Raw genomic sequence first — 12,051 nt, 5'->3', positions numbered from 1 at the left:
CGGGCGTCCGCGGTACGGGAAGGGCAACTTCCTTGGTGCAGGCGGCGATCGCCTGCCTTCGCACCGTCCCCGCCCGTCCGGCACCGGCCGAACCACCGGGACCGCGGCCGCCGGGACTACGCGGGACGGCGGCGGGTCCGTGCGGCGACGAACTGCTCCAGCACCCGGGCCACACCGTCCTCGTCGTTCGAGGCGGTGTGGAACCGCGCGGCCCGTTTGACCTCGGGGTCGGCGTTCGCCATGGCGTACGGGCGGCCCACCACCCCGAGCATGGGCAGGTCGTTGGGCATGTCCCCGAACGCGGCGATGTCCTCCGGGCGCAGGCCGAGCCCGGCGCTCCATGCCATCAGCGCGCTGGCCTTGGTGACGCCCGGGGCGCTGAACTCGACCAGCGCCAGCCCCGTGGAGTGCGTGGTCTCGGCGCCTGTGCCCGCCGCGCTCCGTGCCCGCACGTGGAAGTCGCGCAGTGACAGCTCCGGATGACGGGCGAGGATCTTGAAGACGGGACGACCGGCGGAGCGCGCGAGCAACTCCTCTGCGGTACCGATCAGTTCGACCGCCGGCTCCCCGTACGACCAGGCCGGGTAGCCCGGTTCGTGGCCGAAGTCCCGCTCGTACTCTAAGGCGAAGGACACGCCGGGGACCGCCGCGCGCACGCGTGCCACGAGCGCGGCGAGCGGGGCCTCGGGGAACGGCGACAGCCGTACGGCCGTGCCGTCGGGGGCGTACACGGCGGCGCCGTTGGCGGTGATCGCGAAGTGGCGTCCGATGTCCTCGTGCAGCACCGGAAGGCTGCGCGGGGGACGGCCGGTCACGAGCACGAGACGGATGCCGGCCGCTTCGGCCGCCACGAGCGCGGCCGCCGTCCGCCCGGACACCGTCCCGTCGCTGCGCAGCAGTGTCCCGTCCAGGTCGGTGGCCACGAGCTTCGGCGGCGCGGTGTGGGCGGGGGCGGGGGCGGACGTGGTCATGGGCAACCGGCACCTTCCGGAGGAACCGGTGGCGGTGGAGGTGCACACCGGTCGGGGCGGGCTGCCGGAGGGGGCCGGAGCTCTCGGCTCCGGCCCCCTCCGGCAGATGCGACGCGCGGCCGCGGAACGTGTCGTGATCAGGCGGCGGCGGGCTCCGTCGTCAGGCCGTGGATCCGCCCGATGACCTCGGTCAGCTGGGCGGCGACCTCGGCGTCGTCGACGGGGTGCGTCTCCGCGAAGCGGACGACCGAGCCGGGGATGGAGAGCTTGATGTCCTCGAGGACCTTGGCGCCGGCGATACCCGCGGCCTTGCGGGCCTCGTCCTGCGCCCAGACTCCGCCGAACTGGCCGTAGGCGGTGCCGACCACGGCGAGCGGCTTGTCGTTCAGGGCGCTCGCACCGAACGGGCGGGACAGCCAGTCGATGGCGTTCTTCAGGACGGCCGGGATGGTGCCGTTGTACTCGGGCGAGAAGAGCAGCAGGGCGTCGGCGCCGGCCGCGACCTCACGCAGCCGGGCTGCGGAGGCGGGGACGCTGCCCTCGACGTCGATGTCCTCGTTGTAGAAGGGGATCTCGGCCAGGCCCTCGAACAGGTCGACCTCCGCGCCCTCCGGCGCGAGCTTGACGGCGGCCTCGGCGAGCTGACGGTTGTGGGAGCCGGCGCGGAGGCTGCCGACGAGCGCGAGGATGCGAACAGACATGGGAACTCCAATGGGCTGAAACAGTGCCGTTACGATCCGGACCGGGGTCCGTTTAAAGTTGTAGCACCTAAACGGACCGCGGTCCATTTTTCTTCCCTGGCGTTACGCTGTCTTCATGTCCGCCTCCCTGCCACCCCTTCCCATGTCCCAGGAGCCGACCGACGGGCCGGTCCTGCTGGAGCTCACCAACGGGGCCGACGAGCCCTGCCTGCGTGCCGACGCGGCGCGCAACCGTGCCCGGCTGCTGGAGGCGGCCACACGCCTGGTCGAGGAGCACGGCGCGGCGGGCGTGACGATGGAGGCGGTGGCCGCCGCGGCCTCGGTCGGCAAGGGAACCGTCTTCCGGCGCTTCGGCGACCGGACCGGCCTGCTGATGGCACTGCTGGACCACTCCGCCAAACAGCTCCAGGCCGCCTTCCTCGGCGGGCCGCCGCCGCTGGGGCCCGGGGCGCCGCCGGTGGACAGGCTCCGGGCGTTCGGTCTGGCCGTGCTGCGCCAGGCCGCCGATCATCTGGAACTGCAGATGGCGGCGCAGCCGGAGGGGGCCCGCCGCTTCTCCAACCCGCCCCACCGTTTACTGGCCGGCCACGTCACCCTGCTGCTGCGCCAGGCGGTGCCCGGCGCCGACAGCGCCCTCCTCGCCCAGACCCTGATGAGCTGTCTCGACCCGGCCCTGATCCACCACCTGACCAAGGACTGCGAGATGCCGCTGGAGCGCCTGGAGGCAGGATGGATCGACCTGGTCGCACGCGTGACACGTACGGAACTTCCCCAGTAGGCAAGCGACTTGGGCCGCGCCGTGCCCGGCGCGGCCGCGCCGCGTGTCCGGCGTTCACGACGCCCCCGGCCCCGAGCGGGCTCCCGGCTTCTGCAAAGATGCCGTACGTCATGGTGCAGATACCGAAAACATCCGCCCCTGCGTCGCCCGCGCCGCGCTCAGTGCCGACGAGCGCCGATGTGGCCCGCCTGGCGGGTGTCTCGCGCGCGACCGTCTCCTACGTCCTCAACAACACCAGCGCCGTACGGATCAGCGAGCCCACCCGCCGCCGCGTCCACGAGGCGGCCAAGGAACTCGGGTACGTGCCGCACGCCGCGGCCCGCAGCCTGCGCGCCGGGCACAGCCGCATGGTCCTGATGCCCGCCCCGGACGTGCCCGTGGGCCCGCTCTACAGCCAGTTCTTCAACGAACTCCAGTGGGCGCTCAGCCGCCTCGAGTACACCGTCGTGCAGTACGGCGGCCTCGGCCTCCGGGGCGACGAGGCGGCCCGCGCCTGGGCCGAGCTGCGACCGGTCGCCGTACTGGCGCCCGGCGGCGGCCTCGGTCCCCAGGGGGTGTCCGTCCTCAAGCGCTCCGGCGCCCGGGCCGTCGTCACCCTCGGCCCCGAATCCGTCGAGGGCGCCCACGCGCTGATCATGGACCACCGCGGGGTCGGCCGGAGCGCCGGCGCCCACCTGCTCACCCGGGGCTACCGCCGCGTCGGGGTCCTGGTACCGGAGGACCCCGGCCTGGAGATCTTCTCCAGGCCGCGCCTCGAAGGCGTACGGCAGGCCCTGACCGGCACGGACGCGACGGTGACCGAGGTGCCGCTCGCCTACGACGAGAAGGCCGCGGCCGACCTGGCCACGCGCTGGCGGTCCCTCGGCCTGGACGCCGTCTTCGCGTACAACGACGAGTTCGCGATGCTGCTGATGCGCGCGCTGCAGGACGAGGGGATCGGCGTACCGGACGAGACGGCCGTCATCGGCGCCGACGACCTGATGCTCGGCCGGCTGCTGCGTCCACGGCTGAGCACGGTCCACATCGAGCTCCCCTCCGGACGCGAACTCGCCGAGATGGTCGACCGGGCGGTGCGCGAGCCCGTCGCGGTGCCCGGGACGCATGAGGTACTGGGAGCGAAGGTCGTGCACCGCGAATCGAGCTGAATGCCTGGGAGGCGTGTCATGCGGACGACGGTCGGCATCATCGGCGGGGGCCCGGCCGGGCTCCTGCTGGCCCGCCTGCTCCACCGGACGGGGATCGACTGCGTCGTCCTGGAGAGCAGGACCCGCGCGTACGTCGAGCAGCGACAGCGCGCCGGAATGCTGGAGCAGGGCACGGTGGACGCCCTGCGCGAGTGCGGCGCCGCCGACCGGCTGGAGACCGAGGGGCTGGTCCACCACGGCATCGAACTGCGCTTCGACCGCGAGCGGCACCGCATCGACTTCCCCGTGCTCACCGGCGGCCGCACGGTCACGATCTACGCCCAGACGGAGATCGTGAAGGACCTCGTGGGGCTCCAACTCGCCGACGGGGCGCCCCTGTTGTTCGAGGCCGAGGCCCTCGCCGTCGAGAACGCCGACGGGGACCGGCAGAGCGGTCCGCCGGCCGTGCGCTTCGTCCACGAGGGCCGCGAACAGCTGCTCACCTGTGACTACGTGGTCGGCTGTGACGGCTTCCACGGCATCGCCCGCGACGCCTTCCCGGCCGCCGTCAGTCGTACGTACACGCACGACTACCCCTACTCCTGGCTCGGGATCCTGGCGGATGTGCCGCCCTCCTGCGAGGAGTTGATCTACGCGCGCGGTCCGGGAGGCTTCGCGCTGCACAGCATGCGCTCGACGTCCGTGTCGAGGCTGTACCTTCAGGTCCCGAACGGCACGGACGCCGACGACTGGCCGGACGACCGCATCTGGGACGAACTCGACGCCCGCTTCGCGATCGACGGCGACTGGCGGCTGGAGCGCGGCCCGATCACCGCCAAGTCCGTGACCCCGATGCGCAGTCACGTCCACGAGCCGATGCGGCACGGCCGGCTGTTCCTCGCCGGGGACGCCGCGCACATCGTGCCGCCGACGGGCGCCAAGGGGCTGAACCTCGCCGTGTCCGACGTCCGCGTACTGGCCCGTGGCTTCGCCGAACTGCACCTGACCGGCTCGATGCGGCTCCTGGACGCGTACTCACGGCTGTGTCTCGACCGGGTGTGGCAGGCGACGCGCTTCTCCTACGACATGACCACGATGCTCCACGAACGACCGGACGGGGACACCTTCGAGGACCGGCTGCAGCTCACGCGGCTGCGCCGGATCACCGCGTCCCGTCCCGCGGCCGCCGAACTGGCCGCGAACTACACGGGACTTCCGCTGGCGGCCGCCGTACACGCCCCGGGCCGGACCTCAGCCCCCGGCCGGCCCAGCCGGTGATCACCACCGGGCAGGGGCGTCACCGACGGGTCCGGGACTACTTGGCCTGCTCCTGCTGTTCGGCGACGGACTTGCGGACCTCGTCCATGTCCAGCTGCCGGGCCTGACCGATGACGTCCTCCAGCGCGGCCTCGGGCAGCGCCCCGGGCTGGGCGAAGACCGCCACCTGGTCGCGGACGATCATCAGCGTCGGGATCGACTGGATGTTGAAGGCCGCGGCCAGCTCCGGCTGCGCCTCCGTGTCCACCTTGGCGAAGACCAGGTCGGGATTGGCCTGCGCCGCCTTCTCGTAGACCGGGGCGAACTGCCGGCACGGACCGCACCAGGACGCCCAGAAGTCGATCAGGACGAATCCGTTGTCCGTGACCGTCTGGTCGAAGTTCTCCTTGGTGAGCTCCACGGTGCTGCTCATGGCGTTGATTCCCTCTTCCTTGGGGTCGGGGCGGGGCCGCTGTCGACAACGGTGACGGCCGGCGGCGTATTCCGCGCACGTACCCGTGTGGCCACGGCCCACACCAACGACCAGACTGACCCCATGACGGAAACGGAAACCATCGCGTACGACGTCGTGGTGCTCGGGGCCGGGCCCGTGGGGGAGAACGTCGCCGACCGCGCCCGCGCGGCGGGCCTCTCCACCGCGATCGTGGAGAGCGAACTGGTCGGCGGCGAGTGCTCGTACTGGGCCTGCATGCCCAGCAAGGCCCTGCTGCGCCCGGTCATCGCCCGCGCGGACGCACGCCGCGTACCCGGCCTGCGCCAGGCCGTGCAGGGCCCCCTCGACGCCGCCGCGGTCCTCGCCCACCGCGACTACTACACCTCGAACTGGAAGGACGACGGCCAGGTCCAGTGGCTCGACAGCGTCGGAGCCGACCTCTACCGAGGACACGGCCGGCTCGACGGGCCGCGCCGGGTCACGGTCGAGGGCTCCGACGGGGAGCGGCGCGTACTCACGGCCCGGCACGCCGTGGCCGTGAGCACCGGCACCCGCGCCGTGCTGCCCGACCTGCCGGGAATCGACGAGGTCAAGCCCTGGACGAGCCGTGAGGCCACCAGCGCGCAGGCCGTGCCCGGCCGCCTCGTGGTCGTCGGCGGCGGTGTCGTCGGTGTGGAGATGGCCACCGCCTGGCAGGCCCTCGGCTCCCGCGTCACCGTCCTCGTCCGCGGCAAGGGCCTGCTGCCCCGCATGGAGCCCTTCGCCGGGGAACTGGTCGCTGAGGCGCTCACGGAGGCGGGCGCTGACGTACGCACGGGTACCTCGGTCGAGTCGGTGACACGAGAGGGTGCGACCGTCGTGGTCACCACGGACACCGGCGACCGCATCGAGGCCGACGAGATCCTCTTCGCCACCGGACGGGCCCCGCGCACCGACGACCTCGGACTCGAGACGGTCGGCATCGACCCCGGTTCCTGGCTGCCGGTCGACGACAGCTGCCGGGTCACGGGCAGCGAGTGGCTCTACGCGGTCGGCGACGTCAACCACCGCGCCCTGCTCACTCACCAGGGCAAGTACCAGGCCCGTATCGCGGGCGCCGCCATCGCCGCCCGCGCGGCCGGCGTCCCGCTCCTGGAGACCGACCCCTGGGGCGCCCACGCGGCGACCGCCGACCACGCCGCCGTCCCCCAGGTGGTCTTCACCGACCCGGAGGCCGCCTCGGTGGGCCTCTCCCTCGCCGAGGCCGAGCAGGCGGGCCACCGGGTGAGGGCGGTCGACGTGGACCTCTCCTCGGTCTCCGGCGCCGGCCTCTACGCCGACGGCTACCGGGGCCGCGCCCGGATGATCGTCGACCTGGACACCGAGACGCTGCGCGGTGTCACGTTCGTCGGCCCGGGAGTCGGTGAGTTGATCCACTCCGCCACGATCGCGGTGGCCGGCGAGGTCCCGGTGAGCCGGCTCTGGCACGCGGTGCCGTCGTACCCGACGGTCAGCGAGGTGTGGCTGAGGCTGCTGGAGGCGTACCGCGACGGGAAGTGACGGCCCGCACGCACCCCATGCCCGCACGCACTCCGGCCCCGGAGCTGAGCGCAGCCCTCGCCGGACAGGGGCGGGGTGCGGGCGTCCGGGGCCGCCTCGCCGGGCGTCGGCCGCACACCTCGGTGGATCCGGTGCGAGGGTCCGTCCGGAGCGGAGTCAGAGAGGGAAGCCCAGGGCCCTCGCCGCCTGCGCCGGGGTCGGCTGTGCCCACCGGGCCGCCATCGCCTCGTTGGAGGACAACGACCGCAGTTCCGCGCGGTCGAGGTAGAGCGTGCCGTCCAGGTGGTCCGTCTCGTGCTGGACGATGCGCGCGGGCCACCCCGTGAACACCTCGTCCACCCGGTTCCCGTGCTCGTCCTGAGCCGACAGCCGCACCTCGGCCGGCCGGGCCACCACCGCCTGCCAGCCCGGCACGCTCAGGCACCCCTCGAAGAACGCGGCACGAGCCGGGCCCACGGGCTCGTACGACGGATTGACCAGGACGCGGAACGGCAGTGGCACCCGGCCGCGCACCTCGCGGATCTCGTCCGGGACCGGCGCCGGGTCCTCGATCACCGCCAGGCGCAGCGGGACGCCCACCTGGGGTGCGGCCAGGCCGACCCCCGGCGCCGCGCGCATCGTCTCGCGCAGGGCCACGACGAAGCGGGCCAGGAGCGCCGGGTCCAGCTGGCCGTCGAAGGGCTCGGCCGCGTGCCGCAGCACGGGATCACCGGCGGCGACGATCGGCAACGGCCCCGTACGGGAGAGGAGTTCCTCCACTCGGGCGCTGAGGGACGTGGGTTCACTGGAGGATGCCATCGCGCCAGCATGCCAAGCCGGCACCGGGGCGTGCGAGGCGGCTCTCTGAGGGAAGCGCGGCGGCTCCCCGGTGTCACGGGGCCTCGCAGGCGCGGGGCGTCGCCCTTCCGCACCCGTCCAGCGCCCTCCTGCCGCCGCACGGACCGGGACCGCCGGGCCCCGGTCGCCCCGCCCGCCTCCGGCGCCCGGGAGTCGTGACCCACGTGACCCACGTCACACGAATCTCCGGGAACTCGACTGCCCCGCTCACCGACCACTGCACCGCAACGGCCGAGTACGGCCCGTCGTCCCCTGCCCGACCGGAGAAGCCAGCCGATGTCCATCGCTCCCACGACCGAGACGGACGAGTCCACACGACCCGTCACCCCCGCCCCCGGACGCGGTGCCTGGGCGCCGCTGCGCCCGCTGGTGCTTCGGCTGCACTTCTACGCCGGAGTGCTCGTCGCCCCGTTCCTGCTGGTCGCCGCCACGACCGGATTCCTGTACGCGGCGTCGTTCCAGGCCGAGAAGATCCTGTACTCGCACGAGATGACCGTCCCGGTGGGGGACGAGAAGCTGCCGATATCCGAGCAGGTGGCCGCCGCCCGCAAGGCCCACCCGGAGGGCACGGTCTCCGCCGTGCGCCCGTCGCCCGAGGACGACGAGACCACCAGGGTGATGCTGTCCGGTGTCTCCGGCATCGGCGAGACCCACACCCTCGCCGTGTTCGTCGACCCGTACACCGCCAAGGTGCGCGGCGCGCTCGAACAGTACGGATCCACCGGGGCCCTGCCGCTGCGCACCTGGATCGACGAGTTCCACGCGAACCTGAAGCTCGGCGACAACGGGCGGCTCTACAGCGAGCTCGCCGCCAGCTGGCTGGGGGTCATCGCGGCGGGCGGCCTGGTGCTCTGGTTCGGCCGCCGTCGCTCGCAGCGCAAGATACGCGGGACCAGCGGCCGCCGCCGCACGCTCGGGCTGCACGGCACGGTCGGCGTCTGGGCCGCACTCGGCTTCCTCTTCCTCTCCGCGACAGGCCTGACCTGGTCGACGTACGCCGGAGCGAACATCGACGAGCTGCGCACCTCGCTCCGTCAGGCGACCCCGTCGGTGTCGGCCGCCACGGGCGGCGAGCACTCCGGCCACGGAGCCGGTGCGGCAGAGGGCGGTGTCGAGCACGGCGTCGGCCTCGACAAGGTGCTGGCCGCCGCGCGTGCCAAGGGCCTGGGCGACCCGGTGGAGATCGTCCCGCCCGCCGACGCCTCGTCGGCCTACGTCGTCAGGCAGGTCCAGCGCAGCTGGCCCACCAAGCAGGACGCGGTCGCGGTCGACCCGACGACCGGCGAGGTGGCCGACACCGTGCGCTTCGCCGACTACCCGGTGCTGGCGAAGCTCACCCGCTGGGGCATCGACGCGCACACCGGCGTCCTCTTCGGCATCGTCAACCAGCTGGTCCTGATGGCCCTCGCCCTCAGCCTGATCCTGCTGATCCTGTGGGGCTACCGCATGTGGTGGCAGCGGGGCCGCGCCTCGGCCTTCGGCCGTCCCGTCCCGCGCGGCGCCTGGCAGCAGGTCCCCGCGCACGTCCTCGTCCCGCTGATGGCGGGCATCGCCGTCCTCGGGTACTTCGTCCCGCTCCTCGGTATCCCGCTGGCGGCCTTCATCGCGGTGGACGTGGTCCTGGGCGAGATCGCGTACCGCCGTGGCAAGCGCACCTACGGGCCGTCCAAGGAGGCCGTGAAGTAGCCGGCACCGGGCCTGCCGCCGGTGGGCCCGGGCCGGGCGGTCCGCCGGTGGCAGGGGAACCGGCGGACGACGAGAATCGTTCCTCCAGGACAGAACGACCCTGAGGAGCCCTTTCTTGTCCGCCAGACCGACGGACCCCCCGGGACACAGTCCCGGACCATCCCGCCCTTTCTTCCCTGAACACGGCACTCGGCGGGGTGGTGCTCGATGAGTGCCGCTCTCGGCCTGCTGGCCGTCCTTCTGCTCACGGCCGGCACCGGCTACTTCGTCGCCCAGGAGTTCGCGTACGTCGCCGCCGACCGGCTCGCCCTCGCGCGTGAGGCCGCGGCGGGCGACCGCCGGGCCGCCCGCGCCCTGACGGTCCTGGAGCGGCTGTCCTTCATGCTGTCGGGCGCCCAGCTCGGCATCACCGTCACCGGCCTGGTCGTCGGCTTTCTCGCCGAGCCCTCCGTGTCCGCGCTGCTCAGGCCCGTGCTCACCGGCATGGGCATCCCGGACGGGGCGGTCACCGGCATCTCCGTGGTCCTCGCCTTCGTCGCGGCGACCGTCCTGCAGATGGTCCTCGGCGAGCTGGCCCCGAAGAACCTGGCGCTCGCCGTGCCGGAGCGCCTCGCCAAGTCGCTGGCCGGCTCCACCATCGCGTATCTCAAGGTCGTCGGCCCTGTCGTGCGCCTCTTCGACGGCGCCGCGAACCGGCTGCTGCGCCGGGTCGGCATCGAACCGGTCGAGGAACTGCACCACGGCGCGACCCTGGAGGAGCTCGGCCACCTCATCGGCGAGTCCCACGAGCAGGGGCGGTTGCCCCGCGAGACCGCGGACCTGGTCGACCACGTCCTGGAGTTCTCCGAGCGGACGCTGGACGAGGTGATGGTGCCGCGCACCAAGGCGGTGTTCGTCCGCGCAGACGCCACGGCCGCCGAGGCGATCGAGCTGATCGCCGTGCACGGGCACTCCAACTACCCGGTCCTCGGCGACCATCCGGACGACATGACGGGCGTCCTCGGCGTACGCGAGCTGACGCGCGCCGAGGACAACGCCAGAGCGGCTGAACTGGCCCGCGTCCCCCTGGTTCTGCCGGACACGCTGCCCCTGCCGGACGCGGTGGCGAGGATGCGGGAGCGGGACGACGAGTTCGCCGTCGTGCTCGACGAACACGGCGGCGTGGCCGGCATCGTGACGTACGAGGACATCGCCGAGGAACTCGTCGGCGACATCGCCGACGAGTCCGACACCGTGACCGAGGTGGCCGTCGCCGACGGCGACGGCTGGATCGTGGACGCCCGGCGACGGCTGGACGAGGTCGCCGAGGCCACCGGCGTCGAGCTGCCCGAGGACGACGACTACGACACCGTGGCGGGCCTCGTCGTGGACCGTCTCGGGCGCTTCCCGGCCATCGGCGACCGGATCGTCGTCGAACTGCCCGCGGGCGGCCGAGCGGTGATCGACGTACGGGCCCTGGACCGGCACGTGCCGGAACGGGTGCGCCTCGCCCTCGGGGAGGACCGCGCATGAGCTTCCCCATGGCCCTCTTCGTCACCGTGCTGCTGCTCGTCGGCAGCGGGTTCTTCGTCGCCGCGGAGTTCGCTCTGGTGGCCGCCAAGCGGCACCGGCTGGAACAGGCCGCGGCGGCCGGCCAGCGAGGCGCCAAAGCCGCGCTGGCCGGGATGCGCGAGCTGTCCCTGATGCTCGCCGGCGCCCAGCTCGGCATCACCATCTGCACGCTGGGCCTCGGTTCGGTGTCCAAGCCCGCCGTGTCGCACGAACTCGACCCGCTGCTGCAACGGCTGGGACTGCCGAGCGGACTGAGCTACGGCGTCTCCTTCGCCCTCGCGATGGTCGTCGTGGTGTTCCTGCACATGGTGCTCGGCGAGATGGCGCCCAAGTCCTGGGCCATCGCCCACCCCGAGCGCTCCGCCATGCTGCTCACACCGTCCTTCAGGGCCGTGATCCGGGTCGTACGGCCGTTGATCTCGCTGCTCAACCGGGTGAGCAACGCGCTGGTGCGGCTCTGCAAGGTCACCCCGCGCGACGAGCTGGCCTCCGTGCACGACCGGGAGCAGCTCACGCACCTGGTGGCCGAGTCGGAACGGCTCGGCCTGATCAGCGGGGAGGACTCCCGGCTCATCACCAGTTCGCTGACCGCACCCCAGCAGCCGGTCCGCGACCTCCAGGTGCCCGCGGAACGGATCGCGTCGGTGGCCCCGGAGGACGACGTCGAAGCGGTGCTCCAGGTGTCGGGCGACAGCAACCGGACCAGGCTGCTCGTGCGGGACGGCGGCACGGTCCTCGGTTCGGTGCACGCCCGTGACGCGCTCATCGCCCGCTCCCGTGGCCGCACCGCGAGCGCCCGAGACCTGGCCCGGCCGGTGCCGGAACTCGCCCCCGACGACACGCTCGCGCAGGCCGTCGAGCAGCTCAGACAGCACCGGGCCTCACTGGCCGTGGTCCGGGACGCGGACGGCCGGCTGACCGGCCTGGTGAGCCTCGACGACCTGCTGGCCCACCTGATGGAGCCCCGGGCGGGGGTGTAGGCGAGGGGCCGGGGTCCCGCCTGTCGCGGCGGCCCCGGCCCCTGCCCGGCTCCTGCCCGGCTCCTGCCCGGCCCCTGCCCGGCTCCGGTTCGTCGGCCTGTGGCCGGGCCCCGGGCTCCCGCGATGCGGAGACGGCAGCGGCCTTCGCCACCTCGGGAGACGGCCCCCGTCCG

The 12,051-nt window shown here is 73.1% G+C and carries 11 protein-coding genes; 7 read left to right on the top strand and 4 right to left on the bottom strand.

The genetic code is table 11. From position 1 onward, the window contains the following. Positions 1-116: 116 nt before the first annotated feature. Together KUF83_RS04980 and KUF83_RS04975 are read right to left on the bottom strand one after the other, a co-directional pair. On the bottom strand, positions 117-971 hold the full coding sequence (locus KUF83_RS04980) for an HAD family hydrolase (protein ID WP_217453304.1): 855 nt from the start codon (positions 969-971) through the stop codon (positions 117-119). A gap of 137 nt (positions 972-1,108) precedes the next feature. Beyond that, entirely contained in the window at positions 1,109-1,672 is a 564-nt protein-coding gene (locus KUF83_RS04975; RefSeq protein WP_217453303.1) for an NADPH-dependent FMN reductase, read from the bottom strand. Positions 1,673-1,787: 115 nt separating this feature from the next. Here KUF83_RS04975 and KUF83_RS04970 point away from each other — a divergent pair, with 115 nt between their 5' ends. The 3 genes from KUF83_RS04970 (at position 1,788) to KUF83_RS04960 (ending at position 4,852) form a co-directional block, all read left to right on the top strand. Then, positions 1,788-2,450 carry a TetR/AcrR family transcriptional regulator gene (locus tag KUF83_RS04970; RefSeq protein ID WP_217453302.1) on the top strand — a complete coding sequence of 221 codons (663 nt, stop codon included), beginning with the start codon at positions 1,788-1,790 and terminating at the stop codon, positions 2,448-2,450. Between the two features lie 98 nt (positions 2,451-2,548). Continuing rightward, the gene (locus tag KUF83_RS04965) at positions 2,549-3,595 is read left to right on the top strand and encodes a LacI family DNA-binding transcriptional regulator (RefSeq protein ID WP_217453301.1); all 1,047 of its coding nucleotides are present in this window, start codon (positions 2,549-2,551) and stop codon (positions 3,593-3,595) included. 18 nt (positions 3,596-3,613) lie between these two features. Continuing rightward, positions 3,614-4,852 (top strand): 4-hydroxybenzoate 3-monooxygenase, encoded by a 1,239-nt coding sequence (locus KUF83_RS04960; protein WP_217453300.1) that lies wholly within the window; start codon positions 3,614-3,616, stop codon positions 4,850-4,852. Positions 4,853-4,889: 37 nt separating this feature from the next. On the opposite strand, the gene trxA is transcribed toward KUF83_RS04960, so the two are convergent. Further along, complete coding sequence (gene trxA / locus KUF83_RS04955; RefSeq protein ID WP_217453299.1) at positions 4,890-5,264, bottom strand: thioredoxin; 375 nt, start codon at positions 5,262-5,264, stop codon at positions 4,890-4,892. Between the two features lie 123 nt (positions 5,265-5,387). Between trxA and KUF83_RS04950 the strand changes: the two genes are divergently transcribed. Continuing rightward, positions 5,388-6,824: an NAD(P)/FAD-dependent oxidoreductase gene (locus tag KUF83_RS04950; RefSeq protein WP_217453298.1), complete on the top strand. Its 1,437-nt coding sequence runs from the start codon at positions 5,388-5,390 to the stop codon at positions 6,822-6,824. Positions 6,825-6,980: 156 nt separating this feature from the next. Here the strand turns inward: KUF83_RS04950 and KUF83_RS04945 are convergent, their stop codons facing one another. After that, positions 6,981-7,622, bottom strand: a complete 642-nt coding sequence (locus KUF83_RS04945) for a peptide deformylase (protein ID WP_217453297.1) — start codon at positions 7,620-7,622, stop codon at positions 6,981-6,983. A gap of 315 nt (positions 7,623-7,937) precedes the next feature. On the opposite strand from KUF83_RS04945, the gene KUF83_RS04940 reads away from it, so the two are divergent. The 3 genes from KUF83_RS04940 (at position 7,938) to KUF83_RS04930 (ending at position 11,878) form a co-directional block, all read left to right on the top strand. Continuing rightward, positions 7,938-9,347, top strand: a complete 1,410-nt coding sequence (locus KUF83_RS04940) for a PepSY domain-containing protein (RefSeq protein ID WP_217453296.1) — start codon at positions 7,938-7,940, stop codon at positions 9,345-9,347. 207 nt (positions 9,348-9,554) lie between these two features. Beyond that, positions 9,555-10,859: a hemolysin family protein gene (locus KUF83_RS04935; protein WP_217453295.1), complete on the top strand. Its 1,305-nt coding sequence runs from the start codon at positions 9,555-9,557 to the stop codon at positions 10,857-10,859. Then, positions 10,856-11,878, top strand: a complete 1,023-nt coding sequence (locus KUF83_RS04930; RefSeq protein WP_217453294.1) for a hemolysin family protein — start codon at positions 10,856-10,858, stop codon at positions 11,876-11,878. Before KUF83_RS04935 ends, KUF83_RS04930 begins: the two co-directional genes overlap by 4 nt. The last annotated feature ends 173 nt before the right edge of the window (positions 11,879-12,051 follow it).

Source organism: Streptomyces sp. BV286 (genome assembly GCF_019090165.1).
Taxonomy (GTDB): domain Bacteria; phylum Actinomycetota; class Actinomycetes; order Streptomycetales; family Streptomycetaceae; genus Streptomyces.
Note: the sequence above shows the minus strand (reverse complement) of the source record. Positions and strands in the feature narration are given on the sequence as shown.

Excerpts from the sequence above, each read along its gene's own strand:
- KUF83_RS04980 (WP_217453304.1), bottom strand. The coding sequence starts at position 971 with ATGACCACGTCCGCCCCCGCCCCCGCCCACACCGCGCCGCCGAAGCTC.
- KUF83_RS04975 (WP_217453303.1), bottom strand. The coding sequence starts at position 1,672 with ATGTCTGTTCGCATCCTCGCGCTCGTCGGCAGCCTCCGCGCCGGCTCC.
- KUF83_RS04970 (WP_217453302.1), top strand. The coding sequence starts at position 1,788 with ATGTCCGCCTCCCTGCCACCCCTTCCCATGTCCCAGGAGCCGACCGAC.
- KUF83_RS04965 (WP_217453301.1), top strand. The coding sequence starts at position 2,549 with ATGCCGTACGTCATGGTGCAGATACCGAAAACATCCGCCCCTGCGTCG.
- KUF83_RS04960 (WP_217453300.1), top strand. The coding sequence starts at position 3,614 with ATGCGGACGACGGTCGGCATCATCGGCGGGGGCCCGGCCGGGCTCCTG.
- trxA (WP_217453299.1), bottom strand. The coding sequence starts at position 5,264 with ATGAGCAGCACCGTGGAGCTCACCAAGGAGAACTTCGACCAGACGGTC.
- KUF83_RS04950 (WP_217453298.1), top strand. The coding sequence starts at position 5,388 with ATGACGGAAACGGAAACCATCGCGTACGACGTCGTGGTGCTCGGGGCC.
- KUF83_RS04945 (WP_217453297.1), bottom strand. The coding sequence starts at position 7,622 with ATGGCATCCTCCAGTGAACCCACGTCCCTCAGCGCCCGAGTGGAGGAA.
- KUF83_RS04940 (WP_217453296.1), top strand. The coding sequence starts at position 7,938 with ATGTCCATCGCTCCCACGACCGAGACGGACGAGTCCACACGACCCGTC.
- KUF83_RS04935 (WP_217453295.1), top strand. The coding sequence starts at position 9,555 with ATGAGTGCCGCTCTCGGCCTGCTGGCCGTCCTTCTGCTCACGGCCGGC.
- KUF83_RS04930 (WP_217453294.1), top strand. The coding sequence starts at position 10,856 with ATGAGCTTCCCCATGGCCCTCTTCGTCACCGTGCTGCTGCTCGTCGGC.